Annotated in this window: 16 protein-coding genes; 10 read left to right on the top strand and 6 right to left on the bottom strand. The window is 72.7% G+C overall.

Going from position 1 to position 17,103, the window contains the following annotated elements:
* Positions 1-62: 62 nt before the first annotated feature.
* The 3 genes from IE258_RS32815 to IE258_RS32805 all read left to right on the top strand — a co-directional run bounded on the left by IE258_RS32815 (position 63) and on the right by IE258_RS32805 (position 2,514).
* Complete coding sequence (locus IE258_RS32815) at positions 63-1,277, top strand: MFS transporter (RefSeq protein ID WP_189749378.1); 1,215 nt, start codon at positions 63-65, stop codon at positions 1,275-1,277.
* 69 nt (positions 1,278-1,346) lie between these two features.
* On the top strand, positions 1,347-1,928 hold the full coding sequence (locus tag IE258_RS32810) for a sugar O-acetyltransferase (RefSeq protein WP_189749377.1): 582 nt from the start codon (positions 1,347-1,349) through the stop codon (positions 1,926-1,928).
* A gap of 10 nt (positions 1,929-1,938) precedes the next feature.
* The gene (locus tag IE258_RS32805) at positions 1,939-2,514 is read left to right on the top strand and encodes a TetR/AcrR family transcriptional regulator (RefSeq protein ID WP_189749375.1); all 576 of its coding nucleotides are present in this window, start codon (positions 1,939-1,941) and stop codon (positions 2,512-2,514) included.
* Positions 2,515-2,563: 49 nt separating this feature from the next.
* Here IE258_RS32805 and IE258_RS32800 read toward each other — a convergent pair whose 3' ends face one another.
* The 6 genes from IE258_RS32800 to IE258_RS32775 all read right to left on the bottom strand — a co-directional run bounded on the left by IE258_RS32800 (position 2,564) and on the right by IE258_RS32775 (position 9,670).
* Positions 2,564-3,862: a YeeE/YedE family protein gene (locus IE258_RS32800; RefSeq protein WP_189749374.1), complete on the bottom strand. Its 1,299-nt coding sequence runs from the start codon at positions 3,860-3,862 to the stop codon at positions 2,564-2,566.
* Positions 3,863-4,122: 260 nt separating this feature from the next.
* Positions 4,123-6,045 carry a molecular chaperone HtpG gene (gene htpG, locus IE258_RS32795; RefSeq protein ID WP_189749373.1) on the bottom strand — a complete coding sequence of 641 codons (1,923 nt, stop codon included), beginning with the start codon at positions 6,043-6,045 and terminating at the stop codon, positions 4,123-4,125.
* Between the two features lie 14 nt (positions 6,046-6,059).
* Positions 6,060-6,389: a DUF4303 domain-containing protein gene (locus IE258_RS32790; RefSeq protein ID WP_229892551.1), complete on the bottom strand. Its 330-nt coding sequence runs from the start codon at positions 6,387-6,389 to the stop codon at positions 6,060-6,062.
* A 43-nt stretch (positions 6,390-6,432) separates the two neighbouring features.
* Positions 6,433-7,416 (bottom strand): TAXI family TRAP transporter solute-binding subunit, encoded by a 984-nt coding sequence (locus IE258_RS32785; RefSeq protein ID WP_189749372.1) that lies wholly within the window; start codon positions 7,414-7,416, stop codon positions 6,433-6,435.
* 142 nt (positions 7,417-7,558) lie between these two features.
* A complete protein-coding gene (locus IE258_RS32780) occupies positions 7,559-8,998 on the bottom strand; it encodes a sensor histidine kinase (RefSeq protein WP_189749371.1) in 1,440 nt (479 codons plus the stop codon).
* Between the two features lie 9 nt (positions 8,999-9,007).
* Positions 9,008-9,670 carry a response regulator transcription factor gene (locus IE258_RS32775; RefSeq protein ID WP_189749370.1) on the bottom strand — a complete coding sequence of 221 codons (663 nt, stop codon included), beginning with the start codon at positions 9,668-9,670 and terminating at the stop codon, positions 9,008-9,010.
* 235 nt (positions 9,671-9,905) lie between these two features.
* Between IE258_RS32775 and IE258_RS32770 the strand changes: the two genes are divergently transcribed.
* The 7 genes from IE258_RS32770 to IE258_RS32740 all read left to right on the top strand — a co-directional run bounded on the left by IE258_RS32770 (position 9,906) and on the right by IE258_RS32740 (position 17,009).
* Positions 9,906-10,931, top strand: a complete 1,026-nt coding sequence (locus IE258_RS32770) for an amidohydrolase family protein (protein ID WP_189749369.1) — start codon at positions 9,906-9,908, stop codon at positions 10,929-10,931.
* 1 nt (position 10,932) lies between these two features.
* Positions 10,933-11,850, top strand: a complete 918-nt coding sequence (locus tag IE258_RS32765) for an amidohydrolase family protein (protein ID WP_189749368.1) — start codon at positions 10,933-10,935, stop codon at positions 11,848-11,850.
* Between the two features lie 55 nt (positions 11,851-11,905).
* Complete coding sequence (locus IE258_RS32760) at positions 11,906-13,267, top strand: MFS transporter (RefSeq protein ID WP_189749366.1); 1,362 nt, start codon at positions 11,906-11,908, stop codon at positions 13,265-13,267.
* 167 nt (positions 13,268-13,434) lie between these two features.
* Positions 13,435-14,310: an SGNH/GDSL hydrolase family protein gene (locus IE258_RS32755; protein WP_189749365.1), complete on the top strand. Its 876-nt coding sequence runs from the start codon at positions 13,435-13,437 to the stop codon at positions 14,308-14,310.
* A gap of 34 nt (positions 14,311-14,344) precedes the next feature.
* A complete protein-coding gene (locus IE258_RS32750; protein WP_189749364.1) occupies positions 14,345-15,301 on the top strand; it encodes a GlxA family transcriptional regulator in 957 nt (318 codons plus the stop codon).
* 162 nt (positions 15,302-15,463) lie between these two features.
* Positions 15,464-16,462, top strand: coding sequence for a type I glyceraldehyde-3-phosphate dehydrogenase (gap, locus tag IE258_RS32745; protein ID WP_189749363.1), 999 nt, complete (start codon positions 15,464-15,466; stop codon positions 16,460-16,462).
* 49 nt (positions 16,463-16,511) lie between these two features.
* A complete protein-coding gene (locus IE258_RS32740) occupies positions 16,512-17,009 on the top strand; it encodes a peptidylprolyl isomerase (RefSeq protein ID WP_189749362.1) in 498 nt (165 codons plus the stop codon).
* Positions 17,010-17,103 lie beyond the last annotated feature (94 nt).

The following is a 17,103-nucleotide window of genomic DNA, read 5'->3' as shown; positions in this document are numbered from 1 at the left end:
CCTCTCCAGCCGGGGGCAGTAGGGAGTGTACGTTCGTACGCCCCGCGGGTAGGCTCCCGCGCATGACTGTTGACGTACTGCGCCGGCCTGCCCTGGCCGATCGGCGGGCTCGGCTGGCCGTCGCCGTGCTGTTCTTCACCAACGGCGCCCTGTTCGCCAACCTGCTGCCGAGGTATCCGCAGATCAAGGCGGACCTCGGCATCGGGAACGCCGCCTACGGACTGGCCGTGGCGGCGTTCCCGGCGGGAGCCATCACGGCCGGGCTGGCGGCCGGGATCCTGGTGCGCCGGTTCGGTTCGGCGCGGGTCGCGGTCGGCGGCACACTGCTGACCGGGGTGGGCATCCTCGCCGCCGGACTCGCGGACTCGGTCGTGGTGTTCGCGGGGGCGCTGTTCCTGGCCGGGGCGATGGACGCCTTCACCGACGTCGCGCAGAACGCCCACGGCCTGCGGGTGCAGCGCCGTTACGGACGGTCCATCATCAACTCCTTCCACGCCATCTGGTCCATCGGCGCCGTCACCGGCGGATCCATGGCCGCCGCCGCGATCGCGCTCGGTGTCGCGCGCGGCCCGCACCTGCTCTTCTCCGCCGTGGTCTTCTCGGTCGCGGCCTGCATCGCCCTGCGCTACTGCCTGCCGGGCCCGGAGACCGAGGCCGAACCGGTCCCGGAGACCGGCACCGAGGACTCCGCGCCGTCGCCGATCCGCGCACCGGCGGCCGGCCTGCGCACCGGCTGGGTGCTGGCCGCCCTCGTCCTCATCGCCACGGCCGGCACCCTCGTCGAGGACGCGGGCATGTCCTGGGCCACCCTCTACCTCTCCGACTCGCTGCACGCGACGGCGGCGCTGGCCGCGTCCGGGTATGTCGCCCTGGTCGGCGCCCAGTTCGTCGGCCGGATCGTCGGTGACCGGCTCGTGGACCGCTTCGGCCAGCGCGCGGTGGCCCGCTCCGGCGCCCTGATCGCCGCGGTCGGCATGGGCCTGGCGCTGGCCGTGCCGACGGTGCCGGGCACGGTGCTCGGGTTCGCCGCGGCCGGGTTCGGGGTGGCGACGCTGGTGCCGGCGGCGATGCACGAGGCCGACGAGCTGCCCGGCCTCAAGCCCGGGTCGGGGCTGACCCTCGTCTCCTGGCTGATGCGGCTCGGGTTCCTGCTCTCGCCACCGGTCGTGGGGCTGGTGGCCGACGCGACGAGCCTGCGGGTGGGCCTGCTGGTGGTGCCGCTCGCGGGGCTGCTGGTCCTGCTGTGCGCCGGAGTGCTCCGGCCCCGCCGAAACTGAGCCGTATCGCCGGGTGACGCGACCGACCGGGAGTGTACGTTCGTACGCTTCGGGGGTACGATCGGACGCATGCCGACGGACCACTTCGCGGGCGACTCCCGCACCAACCTCGAACGCATGCAGGCGGGCGACCTCTACATCGCCGACGACCCGGAGATCGCCCGCAGGCAGCAGCAGGCCGTGCGGCTGGCCGCCCGCTACCAGGCCGCCTACGCGGAGGACGCGGAGGCGGCGCGACCGCTCCTCGCGGAACTGCTCGGCTCGCTGGGGGCCGAGGCCCACGTGCGGCCACCGCTGTACGTCGACTACGGCAGCAACATCAGCGTCGGCGCGCGCACCTTCGTCAACTACAACCTGACGGCGCTGGACGTCGCGGCGATCACCATCGGCGAGGACTGCCAGATCGGGCCGAACGTCCAGCTGCTCACTCCCACGCACCCCCTGGAGCCCGGACCGCGGCGGGACAAGCTGGAGGCCGCCCGCCCGATCGTCATCGGCGACAACGTCTGGCTGGGTGGCGGCGCGATCGTACTGCCCGGCGTCACCATCGGGGACAACTCCGTCATCGGGGCCGGCGCGGTCGTCACCAAGGACGTACCGGCGAACGTCGTGGCCGTCGGCAACCCTGCCCGACCGGTGCGGAACGTGTAAGTCTGCTCCCATGGCAACCGGACACACGGATCCGCAGCGGCGGGAGCGCATCCTCGCGGCCACCCTCGACCTGATCGCCGAGGAGGGCATCGCACGCGTCTCCCACCGGCGGATCGCGCAGCGCGCGGGCGTCCCGCTCGGCTCGATGACGTACCACTTCACCGGCATCGAGCAGCTGCTGCGGGAGGCGTTCGGCCGGTTCACCGACCACATCGTCGCGGTATTCGACGAGCACCTCGGCGCCGCCGCCGACCGCGACGAGGCCCGCGAGGCGGTGGCCGACCTGGTGCACGAGCTGTCCGAGGACAGTCAGCGCGACCTGGTGCTCACCCAGGAGCTGTACACGCTCGCCGCGCGGCAACCGGCCTACCGGGAGCTGACCCACGAATGGATGCGCCGCAGCCGCGTCCACCTGGAGAAGCACTTCGACCCCGACACGGCCCGCCAGCTCGACGCCCTCATCGAGGGCCTGACGCTGCACCGCGCCCTGGCCCGGGAGCCGCACGGGCGCGCCCTCACCCTTGAGGCCATCGCCCGGGTCACCACCACGAGCCCGGGCACACCCCGGGCATGCGACACCCTCTAGCTGCCCGTGCGGCGCGGGCCTGACCCCCGCGCCGCACGGGCGTCCCCCGTCAGCAGACGCCGTCGCCCGGCCTGGGGTTGCCCAGGCCGAACAGGGGCCGCAGTTTGAGGCCCACCCAGGTGCCGGCCAGTGCGAAGGCGCCCCACAGCCAGCCGCTGAGGCTGCCCGAGGCGATGCCGGCGAGGTAGGCGCCGATGTTGCAGCCGCCGGCCAGTCGGGCGCCGATGCCCATCAGCACACCGCCGAGCACCGCCGCGACGGCGGTACGCCAGGGGATGCCCCGGTGCAGCGCCCAGGTGCCGCCGAGCGAGGCGGCGACGGCCGCGCCGATCATGATGCCGATGTCGGTGAGGCTGGTCTTGTCGGCGAGCACCGGACCGGCCAGCATCTCGGCGTTGCCGGGCCGCTGCCACCAGGTCCAGTTCTCCGGGTGGCCGCCGAGCGCGCCGACCAGCTCCGAGCCCCACAGGCTGAACGCGCTGGTGACACCCCAGGCGCCGCCGGAGACCAGCAGGACGCCCGCGCCGAGCACGGCCAGCGCGAGGGCGCCGACGGCCAGCGGCCAGGACCCGCGGACGGCACGGACGGCCGCGCGGCGGGCCGAGGGCACGGCGCCCAGCGGCGGCGGGTTGCGGCGGGCCTGGATCCGTCGGCTGACCAGCACCACGAGCAGCAGTGCGGCGATGGTCACGGCCCAGGAGCCGAACCAGCCGATGTGCTCGGACAGCACGACGGGCTCCCAGGCCGGGAGGTCCTTCCACAGGTCGAACTGCCAGGCGGCCAGCGTGGCGCCCGCCACGAAGCCGCCCAGGGTCAGCACGATCGACGTCTGTCCCGACCCGACCGCGAAGAGCGTGCCCGAGGCGCAGGCGCCGCCGAGCTGCATGCCGATCGCGAAGAGCGCCGAACCGGCGAACAGGCCGACGCCGATGGGTCCGGCGGACGGCGCGGGCTGGGAGCCGAACAGCCCGGTCTCCGTACCGATGACGAGCGCGAACAGGGTGGCCGTGGTGCCGAGGAGCAGGGCGTGCGCCCGCAGCCCGGAGCCGTTGCCGACGGCGACCAGCTGCCGCCAGGCGGAGGTGAAGCCGAACCGGGAGTGGAAGAGGGCGAGGCCCAGACCGAGGCCGAGCAGGAGCAGCACGCCCGGCTTGGCGCCGTGCGCGGACCACACGTAGGCGGTCAGGGCGGCGGCCAGCAGCCCGGACACCACGAGCGGTGTCCGCCGCACCGGCGGCAGGGGCGGTGCCTCGGGACGGGCCGAGGAGGTGGGTGAGGGAGCGAACAGCGGGGTGGACGGGCGCGGCGGTGCGGCCGGGGACGGCCCGGCCGGGGGTGCGGTGGTCACGGAAAAATCTCCGGGGTGGTGTGCACGGGGACGGCGGACGCTGGCGGACCGGCGGCGCGGGGAGCGCGGCCGGTCCGGGGTCTCAGCGGCGACAGAGGCCGTCGTCGACGCACCACGCCGAGCACGCGAAGAGCGCGAGGCACAGCAGCGGAGCCGATGCATACATGCGTACGAAGATACGGATGGGTGCGCTCCGGATGCCACGCCGTCTCGCCATGCGGATGGCGGGACGGCGTGGAGCCGGTGTCCTCGCGGCCCGGTTACAGCGTGCGCTCCAGGCGGTCCGCCATCAGCTGCACGAAGCGGGCGGGCTCCTTGGGCCGGCCGCCCTCGGCGAGCACCGCGAGGGCGTGCAGCAGTTCGGCGGTCTCGGTCAGCTCCGCGCGGTCCTGCCGGTCGGTCCAGGCCCGGTTCAGCGACTTCACCAGCTGGTGCTCCGGGTTGAGCTCCAGGATCCGCTTGGCGCCGGGCACCTCCTGGCCCATCGCCCGGTACATGTTCTCCAGGGCGGGCGTCAGGTCGCCCGCGTCGGAGACGACGCAGGCCGGGGATACGGTGAGGCGGGAGGAGAGGCGGACCTCCTTGACCTCCTCGCCCAGGTGCTCGGTCATCCAGCCGAGCAGCCCGGCGTACTCCTCTCCCTGCTTCTCCTTCTCGGCCTCGCTCTTGTCCTCGTCGGTGCCGGACAGGTCGATCTCGCCCTTGGCCACCGAGCGCAGCGTCTTGCCCTCGTACTCCCCCACCGCGTCGACCCAGACCTCGTCGACGGCGTCGGTGAGCAGGAGGACCTCGACGCCCTTGGCCCGGAACGCCTCCATGTGCGGGGAGTTCTCGATGGCCTGCCGGGACTCGCCCGTCATGTAGTAGATGTCGTCCTGCCCGTCCTTCATCCGCTCCACGTAGTCCTTGAGCGCGGTGGGCTCCTCGGCGTCGTGGGTGGACGCGAACGAGCAGGCGGCGAGGATCGCGTCCCGGTTGTCGGAGTCGGTCACCAGACCTTCCTTGAGCACCGCGCCGAACTCCCGCCAGAACGTGGCGTAGCGGTCCGGCGCCGACGTCCTGAGGTCCTTGACCGTCGAGAGGACCTTCTTCGTCAGCCGGCGCTGGATCATCCGGATGTGGCGGTCCTGCTGGAGGATCTCCCGGGAGACGTTGAGCGAGAGGTCCTGCGCGTCGACGACGCCCTTGACGAAGCGGAGGTAGGGCGGCAGCAGCTCCTCGCAGTCGTCCATGATGAAGACGCGCTTCACGTACAGCTGGACGCCTCGCTGGTAGCCCTGGGTGAAGAGGTCGTGCGGGGCGTGCGAGGGCACGAAGAGCAGGGCCTGGTACTCGAAGGTGCCCTCCGCCTGGAGCCGGATCGTCTCCAGCGGGTCGCGCCAGTCGTGAGCGATGTGCTTGTACAGCTCGTGGTACTCCTCGTCGGACACCTCGTCGCGCGGGCGCGCCCACAGGGCCTTCATGGAGTTGAGCGTCTCGGCCTCGCGCGCCTCGGCGCCGTCGCCGTCACTGCCGTCACCGTCCTTGCCCGGCTCGGGCAGCAGGCGGACCGGCCAGGTGATGAAGTCCGAGTACCGCTTGACGATCTCCTTGATCTTCCACGCGGAGGTGTAGTCGTGCAGCTGGTTCTCGGCGTCGGCGGGCTTGAGGTGCAGCGTGACCGCGGTGCCCTGCGGGGCCTCGCCGATCCGCTCCAGGGTGTACGTGCCCTCGCCGCGCGAGGTCCACCGGGTGCCCTCGGTCTCGCCGGCGTGCCGGGTGACCAGGGTGACCTCGTCCGCCACCATGAAGCCCGAGTAGAAGCCGACGCCGAACTGGCCGATGAGACCGTCGGCCCCGGCCGCGTCCTTGGCCTCCCGCAGCTCCTCCAGGAACTTGGCGGTGCCCGAGTTGGCGATCGTGCCGATCAGCCGGGTGACCTCGTCGTACGACATGCCGATGCCGTTGTCCCGCACGGTCAGGGTGCGGGCGTCCTTGTCGACCTCCAACTCGATGTGCAGGTCGCTCACGTCGGCGTCGGGCGCGTCGTCGCGCAGGGTGGCCAGGCGCAGCTTGTCCAGCGCGTCGGAGGCGTTGGAGACGAGCTCGCGCAGGAAGACATCCTTGTTCGAGTAGACGGAGTGAATCATCAGCTGGAGCAGCTGACGCGCCTCTACCTGGAACTCAAACGTTTCGGTCGTCATGGCTGGTGAGTACCTCACAGGTCCACAGAGTCGTCTGCACTGGTGAGGGCAACTCTAGAACAGCGAGGCGCGTCCGTCGGCGTCGGCCGGACGACGTCCGCGCCCGTCTCCACCGCCCAGTCCACCAGCGCCTCGGGCGGGTTCAGCCGCAGGGTCCGCTCGTCGTTGCCGTCCTCGGACGGCACCTCGACGGTGGCGACGACGCGGTGCCGGTCGGCGCCGGTGCCGAAGACGCCTTCGGCGTCCAGCCGGGCCACGGCCGTCTCCATGGCGCGCAGGCGCAGCTCGAACTCCGCGTCCGCCTCGTCGTCCGGCAGGTCGAAGAGGTCGCCCGGGTCGGCCACAAGGCACCGCAGGCCGCGGCCGACCTGATCCGAACGACACCCCCTAGCCGTGCAGCGACCGGTACGCCGCGGCCGCTCCCGGGTGCAGTGGCACGCCGCCGGTGCCGATGAGGCTGCGGACGTCGAGGAACTGGGCGCCGACGGCGTGGTCCGGCACGAACTCGGGGGCGCGTCGCACCAGGAGGCGGGTGAGGGTGCCGGCGAGGGCGGGGTCCAGGTCGGGGCGGCACACCAGGAGGTTGGAGACGCCGACGGTCGCGACACCGGCCGAGGCGCGGTACGCGTTCTGCGGCAGGGACACCTCCTCAAGTCCCGAGGCGGCCATGCCGTCCCGGCCGCCGGCGAGGCCGGGCAGGAGACCGGCCAGCGGCAGGAAGCGCAGGCCGGGATCGCGGTCCAGGTCGGAGAGGGTGGGCAGCGGCACGCCACCCGCGACCAGCAGTCCGACCACGGTGCCCGCCCGCAGGGCCGCCGCCGCGTCGGCCAGCCGCAGGTGCCGTACCGGGACGTCGGTGCCGGGCCTCAGACCCGCGGCGCTCAGCAGCCGCGCGCCGAGGTGGGCCGCGCCGGAGCCGACGGCGCCGAGCGAGACGGGGTGCCCGGCCAGGTCGGCCACGCTGCGCACGGGGGCGTCGGCGCGTACGGCGAACTGGAGGTACGTCTCGTAGACCCGGCCGATCGCGCTCAGGGGCACCGGCCGCGGGAAGAGCCCGGTGCCCTGGGCGGCGCGGGCCGTGTCGGTGAGGACGAGGCCGAGATCGGCCTCGCCGTCGCGGAGCAGTTCGATGTTGGTGATGCTCCCGGCGGTGGTGCGGACACGGCAGCGCAGCCCGGGGTGGGCCGCCTCCACCTGGTCGGCGAGGAGCCGGCCGAAGGCGGCGTAGAAGGCGGTCGGTTCGCCGGTGGCCAGCCGCAGCACACCGTCCGGTCCGGAGCTCCCGTGCGCGAGGTCACCGGCGAGCACGCCGCCGAGGGCGCCCGCGGCGGCGGTACCGAACGCGGCCCGCAGGACGCTGCGCCGGTTCACCGGGCCTCCTCCTTCGTCGGCGCGGGACCCGCCGCGGCACCGGACCGCGCGCTCCGGGAACACGCCGCTGCCGGACTCCCGCCGTACCCGGGCTCGGCGTCGAGGACACCCGCGAGGGCCGACCGCGGCGCGGTACGCCCCGTCACCGCGCCTCGCCCCCGGCGGGCACACCCGGTACGACGGCGCGGGTTCGCAGGCCGCGCGGGTGTGCCGGGGTCAGTTCCAGGCGGCCGCCGCGGCCGGCCAGGAGTTGCTCGGCGATGGCGAGGCCCAGGCCCGTGCCGGACGTCCCGGCCTGGCGGGCCGAGCGCCAGAACCGGGTGGTGGCCCGGTCGATCTCCTCCGCCCGCAGCCCGGGGCCGTCGTCGGTGACGGTGACGACCGCGCAGGGACCTTCGGCGGCGCAGCGCAGCCGGACGTGGGCGCCGTCGCCCGCGTACTTGATCGCGTTGTCCAGCAGGATGTCCGTCACCTGGGCCAGTTCGCGGTCGGTGCAGGCGGCCGGGACCGGCCCGGCCACGTCGGCGGTGAGACGGACCGCGGCGCGGCGCGCGACCGGTTCCCACAGCCGGTGCCGGCCCAGCGTGACCTCGGCGGCGTCGCAGTGTGCGCCCGGGTCGTCGGTGACCGTGAGTTCCCCGGCCCGGTGCTCGGCGGCGGCGAGGGCCAGGATGTCGTCGAGCAGGGTCTCCAGCCGGTCGAGTTCGGTGTTGACCCCGGCGTAGGTGCGCTCGCCGGTGGGCCGCAGGTGGGTCTGGAGGGCGTCCACCCGCAGCCGGAGGGCGGCCATGGGGTTGCGCATCTGGTGGGAGGTGTCGGCGACCAGTCTGCGTTGCTGTTCCAGTGCGGCGGTGACGGTGCGGGCCATGCGGTTGAAGCCGGTGGCGAGTTGGCGCAGTTCGGGCGGTCCGCCGACGGAGGCGGAGCCGCGCTGCCCCGGCGGGCCGCCGGGCACGGTGTGTTCGGGCGGGAGCCCCGCCGCCAGCTCGCCGACCGCGCGGTCGAGCCGGCGCAGCGGGCTGACCACCCACCGGGTCGCCGCCCGGGCCAGTACCGTGCAGGCGAGGGCGACCAGCGCGGTGCCGGCCAGGACGGCGGCCCAGCGCCGGGCGATGTCCCCGGCGGCCGTGTCCACGTCGGCGCGCAGCACCACGGCTCCGGAGACCTGGGTGCCGGTGCCCGCCGGCGTCGCGAACATGCGGTGCCCGCGGGACCAGGGCCGCAGGGCGGCGCGCGGGTGCGTGCTCTGGTTGCGCAGGGCCGCGTCGACCAGCCGGGCTACGGCGGGGTCGGCGGCCCGCATGCCGCCGGTCTGCACGACGGGGTCCCCGCGGGTGTCGGTGACGACGAGGGGTTCGCCGTAGAGCTGGGTGTAGCGCCGGGCCTCGGCGGCGATCGCCGAGGTGTCGCCGTTGCCCGCCGCCCGGTCCATGAGGGACGCGAAACGGTCCAGGTCGGAGCTGCGGGCGAGGACCAGCTGCTGGGTGCGGTCGGAGGCGGTGAACAGCAGCAGCGGGACGGCGAAGGCGGCCACCGCCAGCACGCCGAACAGCAGCAGCACGGTCTGTACCCGGGTGCGCACGCGCGGTCCTCAGTCGCCGAGTCGGAAGCCGAAGCCCCGGATCGTGGTGAGCAGCTCCGGGCGGCCCAGCTTGGCCCGCAACTGGGTGAGGTGCACGTCCAGGGAGCGGGACACGGCGTGGTAGGCGTCGCCCCACACCTCGTCGAGCACCTGCTCACGGCTGATCGCCGTTCCGGCCCGGCGCGCCAGCACGGCGAGGACGTCGAACTCCTTGGTGGTCAGCTCCACCTCCGCCCCGTCGACGCGGACCTGCCGGGCGTCCAGCGCGATCTCCACGTCACCGACGCGCACGGTACGGGCGCCGCGCGGCGCCCGGGCGGCGGCGGTGCGCCGGGTGACGGCCTCGATGCGGGCCAGCAGCTCGGTCAGCCGCACCGGCTTGACGAGGTAGTCGTCGGCGCCGAGCCGCAGCCCCCGCACCACCGAGCGCTCGTCGCCGCGCGCCGTCAGCACCAGCACGGACAGGTCGCTGACCGCCCGCAGCCTGCGCAGCACCTCCAGGCCGTCCACGTCGGGCAGGCCCAGGTCGAGGAGGAGCAGGTCCGAGCTGCGGTGGTAGGTCAGCACGTCCCTGCCGCGGGTGACCCGCCGGGTGATGTGGCCGTGGTCGTACAGGACCTCCACGAGCGCTCCGGCGACGCCGTCGTCGTCCTCGGCCAGCAGTATCTGCATCTGCCGCCTCCCTTCCAGGTCGCAGTGGCCATTTCGGAATGCCTGCGTCCGGATGTCTGCGTCCGAATGTAGACCACGCTCGGCGGCACGTTACGCCTGGTCCGCTGGGTGGACGGTCGGGGCGGCGCTCTTGTTAAGGGGAGGTTAGTTCTGTGTCCGGCCGGCTCCCGGCCGCCGGGCGGGCGGGGAGAGGCTGCCGCGGTCGACGACGACCCGAGCCCGGAGGACGCAGCCCATGATCATCGACTGTCACGGTCACTACACCACGGCCCCGCCGGCCCTGGCCGCCTGGCGGGAGCGGCAGATCGCCGCCCTGGTCGGCTCGGCGGCGGCGCCCTCGCCCGCCGGCCTGCGGATCGGTGACGACGAACTGCGCGAGAGCGTCGAGCCGAACCAGTTGCGGATGATGGACGAGCGCGGCATCGACGTCACCGTGTTCTCGCCCCGGGCGTCGTTCATGGCGCACCACGTGGGTGACTTCCGCACCTCGGCCGCGTGGGCGGCGCTCTGCAACGAGCTGTGCGCCCGCGTCGCCGCGCTCTACCCCGAGCGCTTCGTCCCGGCCGCGATGCTGCCGCAGTCGCCGGGCGTCGACCCGGCCACCTGCGTCCCGGAGCTGACGCGCTGCGTCGAGGAGTACGGCGCGGTCGCGGTGAACCTCAACCCCGACCCCTCGGGCGGTCACTGGACCGCTCCCCCGCTCACCGACCGCTCCTGGTACCCGCTCTACGAGAAGCTGGTCGAGTACGACGTCCCGGCGATGGTCCACGTCAGCACGAGCGTGAACCCGGCCTTCCACACCACCGGCGCGCACTACCTCAACGCCGACACCACGGCTTTCATGCAGCTCGTGCAGGGAGACCTGTTCACCGACTTCCCCACCCTGCGGCTGGTGCTCCCGCACGGCGGCGGGGCGGTGCCGTACCACTGGGGCCGGTTCCGCGGTCTGGCCATGGCGCTGGGCAAACCGCCGCTGGAGGAGCACGTCCTCGGCAACGTCTTCTTCGACACCTGCGTGTACCACCAGCCCGGCATCGACCTGCTCCTCGACGTGGTTCCGGCCCGGAACGTGCTGTTCGCCTCCGAGATGATCGGCGCCGTGCGGGACGTCGACCCGTGCACGGGCCACCACTTCGACGACACCCGGCGCTATGTCGAGGCGTCCGCCCTGTCCGCGGAGCAGGTCGCCGCCGTGCGGGAGCACAACGCACGGTCGGTGTACCCGCGTCTGGACGCGCTGCTGAAGCGACAGGGGCGCTGACATGACCACCCTCGCTGCCAAGACCCCCGGCTGGCTGGACTGGCACCCGGCCCCGTCCGAGCCCTCCTTCCGGCTGCCGCCCGGCACGGTCGACGCCCACTGCCACGTGTTCGGTCCGCAGGCGGAGTTCCCGTTCGCCCCGGAGCGCAAGTACACGCCCTGCGACGCGGGCAAGGACCGGCTCTTCGCCCTCCGCGACCATCTGGGCGTCGACCGCCAGGTGATCGTGCAGGCCACCTGCCACGGTGCCGACAACAGCGCCATGCTCGACGCGGTGCGGGCGAGCGGCGGTCGGGCGCGCGGCGTGGCGACCGTCCGGCCGGACGTCAGTGATGCCGAGCTGCGGGAGCTGGACGCGGCGGGTGTGCGCGGGGTGCGGTTCAACTTCGTGCGCCGGCTGGTCGACGCGTCGCCCAAGGACGCCCTGCGCACGATCGCACGGCGGATCGCCCCGCTCGGCTGGCACGTCGTCCTCTACTTCGAGAGCGCCGACCTGCCCGAACTGGCGGACTTCTTCACCTCCTTGCCCACGCCGCTGGTCGTGGACCACATGGGGCGACCGGACGTGACGAAGCCGGTGGACGGCCCCGAGTTCTCGCGTTTCCTGCGCTTCACCGACCGGGGCGAGGTGTGGGTCAAGGTGTCCTGTCCCGAGCGGCTGAGCGTGAGCGGTCCCGCCGCGCTGGACGGGGAGCGCGCGCCCTACGCCGACGTCCTGCCCTTCTCCCGCCGCGTCGTCGAGGAGTTCGGCGACCGCGTGCTGTGGGGCACGGACTGGCCGCATCCCAATCTCACCGACCACATGCCCGACGACGGCCTCCTCGTCGACCACGTACGGCGGATCGCCGTGACCGAGGAGCAGCAACGCCGACTGCTGGTGGACAACCCGACCCGCCTGTACTGGCCCGGCGACCGGTGAGCCGCTCCCCCTCCCGGCCGTCGCCGTCCCCGATCCCCGCGACAAGGACCCCGTCATGCAGCACGCCAACGCACTGAACCGGCTGGACCGGCTGCCGGTCTCCCGGTTCCACAAAGTCACCCTGCTCGCCGTCTCGTTCGCCTACTTCTTCGAGTTCGCGGACATCAACACCTTCGCGACCACCGCCCCCAAGCTCGTCGACCTGTGGGGCATCTCGGTCGACCAGGTCGCCTACGTCACCTCGCTGTCGTTCGTCGGCATGTTCCTCGGCTCGGTCGTCGCGGGAACCGTCGCCGACCGCCTGGGCCGCAAGCGCACGCTGCTGCTGACGACACTGTTCTTCGGCGTCTTCTCGTTCGCGTCGGCGTTCTCCTGGGACCTGGTGTCGCTGACCGTCTTCCGGGTGCTGACCTCGGCCGGTCTGGCGGCGATGACCGTGGTCGCGGTCATCTACGTCAACGAGATGTACCCGTCGGCCGTGCGCGGCAAGTACCAGGCGTACGCCATCGTCATCGGCATCTGCGGCACCCCGGTCACCAACCTCGTCGCGAGCGGGGTCGTGCCGCTCGCCGACTGGACCTGGCGCCTGGTCTACCTGTGGGGCTCGCTCGGCATCCTGCTGGTCCTGTTCACCCGGCACCTCAAGGAGTCGCCGCGGTGGCTCGAGAGCCGGGGGGACCACGCGAGCGCGGACGCCGTACTGCGCGACATCGAGGCGTCGGTGGCCGCCGAGCACGGCCCGCTGCCGGCGCCCGCGCCGCCCGTCGAGGAGGAGCCGGTGACCAAGGCCCCGCTGCGGCTGCTGCTCCAGCGCAAGTACCTGATGCCGACGCTGCTGCTCACGGTGCTGTGGGTCACCCAGACCATCGGCTTCTTCGGCTACTCGAGCTGGGCGCCGACCCTGCTGGCCAAGGAGGGCTTCAGCGTCGAGAAGTCGGTCTTCTACGTGGCGCTGACCACCGTCGGCGCGCCGCTCGGCTCGTATCTGGCCGCCCTCGTGACCGACCGGTTCGAACGCAAGTGGTGCCTGGCCGCGTTCGGCACGCTGATCGCCGTGTGCGGGCTCCTGTACGGCCTCACGTTCAACCCGGTGCTCATCATCGTGTTCGGCTTCCTGGTCAACCTCTTCGAGCGCGGTTACACGGCACTCGGCTATGCCTACTCGCCCGAGCTGTTCGACACGCGCGGACGGTCCCTGGGCACCAGCGTGTCGTACGGGCTCGGCCGGCTGTCCAACGCCGCGGGGCCGCTGATCGTGGCGGCCCTCTACAACGCGCACGGCTACCGGAGCGTCTTCTACTTCATCGCCGGCACCTGGCTGGTCGGTGCGATCGCGCTGAGCCTGTTCGGGCCGCGCACCCGGCAGGCCCGCAGCAACACCGTGCCCTCCCGCACCACAGAGAGCGTGCCCGGCTAGGGGGACCGTGCCCGGCCAGGTGGTGCCGGGCACGGCCAGGGGGTGCCGGGCACGCTGCAAGAAGCTCTGTCAACAACGTTGACTTCGAGTCAACCGCCCTGCACATTACTTAAAAGTAGAACCGCTCGGTAACCCCCGCTGCCGCCCTCCCGAAGAAGAGAGAGCACATGCCGAAGCACGCCCTTCGCCGTGTCATGACCGCGACAGCAGCTGCCGTCGCCACACTGGCCCTCGGTCTCACGGACGCCGCCGCCCACGCCACCCCCGACACGCTGGACTACGTCGCCCTCGGCGACAGTTACAGCGCCGGCTCGGGCGTCCTGCCCGTCGACCCCACCAACCTGCTCTGTCTGCGCTCGACGGCCAACTACCCCCACGTCATGGCGGCCACCACGGGCGCCCGTCTCAAGGACGTCACCTGCGGCGCGGCGCAGACCGCCCACTTCAGGCAGGCCCAGTACCCGGGCACGGCCCCGCAGTTGGACGCGCTCGACACCGGCACGGACCTGGTCACGCTCACCATCGGCGGCAACGACAACAGCACCTTCATCAACGCCATCACGGCCTGCGGCACGGCGGGCGTCCTCAGCGGCGGCAAGGGCAGCCCCTGCAAGGACAAGCACGGCTCCTCCTTCGACGACGAGATCGAGGCCAACACGTATCCCGCGCTCAAGCAGGCGCTCCTCGACGTCCGCGCCGAGGCGCCGCACGCCAGGGTGGCAGCCCTCGGCTACCCGTGGATCACCCCGGCCACCGCCGACCCGTCCTGCTTCGTGAAGCTGCCCGTCGCCGCCGGTGACGTGCCCTACCTGCGGGCGATCCAGGCGCACCTCAACGACGCGGTGCGGCGCGCCGCCGAGGAGACCGGAGCCACCTACGTGGACTTCTCCACGGTCTCCGACGGCCACGACGCCTGCGAGGCCCCGGGCACCCGCTGGATCGAGCCGCTGCTGTTCGGGCACAGCCTCGTCCCCGTGCACCCCAACGCCCTCGGCGAGCGGCGCATGGCCGAGCACACGATGAGCGTCCTCGGCCTGGGCTGACCCCGGTACCCCCTCCCCCGCGTAGGCTCTTCCCGTGCCGCCCTCCCGCCTGCGCCGCGTCGCCGTCCTCGTGCTCGAAGGCGCGAAACCGCTCGACGTCGGCATCCCGGCGCAGGTCTTCACGACACGGGCAAGCATGCCGTACGAGGTGCGGGTGTGCGGCGCGGCTCCCGGCCTGGTGACCGGGGGCGACGGCCTGTCGTACCACGTCGCCCACGGCCTCGACGCCCTGGCGTGGGCCGACGTGGTCTTCCTCCCCGGTTACCGGTCGCCCGACGTCGACGAACCGCCGCGGGCCGTCATCGACGCGCTGACGGAGGCCCACGGCCGGGGCGCGCGACTGGCCGCCATCTCCACCGGCGCGTTCGCGCTCGCCGCCACGGGCCTGCTCGACGGCAGACGCGCCACCACCCACTGGCACTACACGCGGGCCCTCGCGGCGAAACATCCGCGCGTGCGGGTGGACGAGAACGTGCTGTTCGTGGACGAGGGCAGTGTCCTGACGTCGGCGGGCGCCGCCTCCGGCATCGACCTGTGCCTGCACATCCTGCGCGGCGACCTCGGAGTGGCCGCCTCGAACCACGCGGCCCGCCGCCTCGTGGCGGCCCCCTACCGCAGCGGCGGGCAGGCCCAGTACGTGCCCCGCAGCGTGCCCGAGCCGCTCGGCGAGCGGTTCGCCGCCACCCGCGAGTGGGCGCTGCGCCGGCTCGGCGAGCCGCTCACTCTGGAGGCGCTGGCCCGACACGCGGCGGTGTCGGCGCGCACCCTCTCCCGGCGGTTCGTCGAGGACACCGGGTACACGCCGATGCAGTGGGTCATGCGGGCCCGTGTCGACCTGGCCCGTGAGCTGCTCGAACGCTCCGAGCGCGGCGTCGAGCAGATCGCGGCCGAGGTGGGCCTCGGCACCGGCGCGAACCTGCGGCTCCACTTCCAGCGCATCCTCGGCACCACCCCGAGCGAGTACCGGCGCACCTTCGCCAGGGGCGAATAGCCGGGCCGCGCGCCCGGCCCCCGCACCTGGCCCGGCGCCTGGCACCTTGCACGTGGCGTGATCCTTGCGAACCGTGGCACTCACGCCGCTGCCACACCCCTCCGGCGTGCGCGAGCCTGGTGGCGAAGGACCTGGTGGCGAAACGGAAGGGACACACCACTCATGACTCGCATCGGCATCAACGGATTCGGCCGCATCGGGCGCAATGTGCTGCGCGCACTGCTCGAACGCGACACGAAGCTCGAGGTCGTCGCCGTCAACGACCTCACGGAGCCCGCCACCCTGGCCCGCCTGCTCGCCTTCGACTCGACGGCCGGCCGGCTCGGCCGCCCGGTGACCGTCGACGGGGACACCCTGGTCGTCGACGGGCACCGCATCAAGGTGCTCGCCGAGCGCGAGCCGGCCCGGCTGCCCTGGGCGGAGCTCGGCGTCGACATCGTGCTGGAGGCGACCGGCCGCTTCACCTCGGCCGACGCCGCCCGTGCCCACCTGACCGCGGGTGCGCGGAAGGTCCTGGTCAGCGCCCCGTCGAGCGGCGCCGACGTGACACTCGCCTACGGCGTGAACACCGACGCCTACGACCCGGCCGCGCACACGATCGTCTCCAACGCGTCCTGCACCACCAACGCCCTCGCGCCGCTCGCCGCCGTCCTGGACGAGCTCGCCGGCATCGAGCACGGCTTCATGACGACCGTGCACGCCTACACCCAGGAGCAGAACCTCCAGGACGGCCCGCACCGCGACCCGCGCCGAGCCCGCGCCGCCGGGGTGAACATCGTGCCGACCACGACGGGCGCCGCCAAGGCGATCGGCCTCGTGCTGCCGGGCCTGGACGGCAAGCTGTCGGGCGACTCGATCCGCGTGCCGGTCCCGGTGGGCTCGATCGTCGAGCTGAACACGACCGTCGCCCGCGACGTGACGCGCGAGGACGTGCTGGCCGCCTACCGCACGGCCGCCGACGGGCCGCTCGCCGGAGTGCTGGAGTACTCCGAGGACCCGCTGGTCTCCTCCGACATCACGGGCAACCCGGCCTCGTCGATCTTCGACTCGGCCCTGACCCGCGTGGACGGCCGACACGTCAAGGTGGTCGCCTGGTACGACAACGAGTGGGGCTTCTCCAACCGCGTGATCGACACCCTCGGACTGCTCGCCACCAGCTGAACGGGCAGCCGATTCGGCATCACCGGGGGTCACACGTAACAATGGTGCGATGAGCAATTCCAAGGTTTACTTCGACATCGACATCGCCGGCGAGAACGCGGGCCGCATCGTCTTCGAACTCTTCGACGACGTCACCCCCAAGACCGCCAGGAACTTCCTGGAGCTGGCCACCGGCGAGCACGGCTTCGGCTACGCGGGTTCCTCGTTCCACCGTGTGATCCCGCAGTTCATGCTCCAGGGCGGTGACTTCACCGCGGGCAACGGCACCGGGGGCAAGAGCATCTACGGCGCGAAGTTCGAGGACGAGAACTTCCAGCTGAAGCACACCGAGCCGTACCTGCTCTCCATGGCGAACGCGGGCCCGAACACCAACGGCTCGCAGTTCTTCATCACCACCGTCGTCACCTCGTGGCTGGACGGCAAGCACGTCGTCTTCGGCAAGGTCGTCGAGGGCACGGACGTGGTGGACAAGATCGAGAGCTACGGTTCCTCGCCCTCGGGCAAGACGTCCAAGAAGATCACGGTGCGCGCGTCCGGCAAGCTGTAGGGCCTGATCGGCCCCGCCAGGACCTGAAGCGACGGGGGTCCACCGCATTCGGTGCGGTGGACCCCCGTTCCGTCCCGTCTGGTGGGGTGCGCCG

The sequence above is a fragment of the Streptomyces tendae genome (assembly GCF_014650435.1).
Classification (GTDB): domain Bacteria; phylum Actinomycetota; class Actinomycetes; order Streptomycetales; family Streptomycetaceae; genus Streptomyces; species Streptomyces tendae.
Note: the sequence above shows the minus strand (reverse complement) of the source record. Positions and strands in the feature narration are given on the sequence as shown.

Coding starts and splice junctions, on each gene's coding strand:
- IE258_RS32815 (WP_189749378.1), top strand. CDS start 63: ATGACTGTTGACGTACTGCGCCGGCCTGCCCTGGCCGATCGGCGGGCT.
- IE258_RS32810 (WP_189749377.1), top strand. CDS start 1,347: ATGCCGACGGACCACTTCGCGGGCGACTCCCGCACCAACCTCGAACGC.
- IE258_RS32805 (WP_189749375.1), top strand. CDS start 1,939: ATGGCAACCGGACACACGGATCCGCAGCGGCGGGAGCGCATCCTCGCG.
- htpG (WP_189749373.1), bottom strand. CDS start 6,045: ATGACGACCGAAACGTTTGAGTTCCAGGTAGAGGCGCGTCAGCTGCTC.
- IE258_RS32775 (WP_189749370.1), bottom strand. CDS start 9,670: ATGCAGATACTGCTGGCCGAGGACGACGACGGCGTCGCCGGAGCGCTC.
- IE258_RS32770 (WP_189749369.1), top strand. CDS start 9,906: ATGATCATCGACTGTCACGGTCACTACACCACGGCCCCGCCGGCCCTG.
- IE258_RS32765 (WP_189749368.1), top strand. CDS start 10,933: ATGACCACCCTCGCTGCCAAGACCCCCGGCTGGCTGGACTGGCACCCG.
- IE258_RS32760 (WP_189749366.1), top strand. CDS start 11,906: ATGCAGCACGCCAACGCACTGAACCGGCTGGACCGGCTGCCGGTCTCC.
- IE258_RS32755 (WP_189749365.1), top strand. CDS start 13,435: ATGCCGAAGCACGCCCTTCGCCGTGTCATGACCGCGACAGCAGCTGCC.
- gap (WP_189749363.1), top strand. CDS start 15,464: ATGACTCGCATCGGCATCAACGGATTCGGCCGCATCGGGCGCAATGTG.
- IE258_RS32740 (WP_189749362.1), top strand. CDS start 16,512: ATGAGCAATTCCAAGGTTTACTTCGACATCGACATCGCCGGCGAGAAC.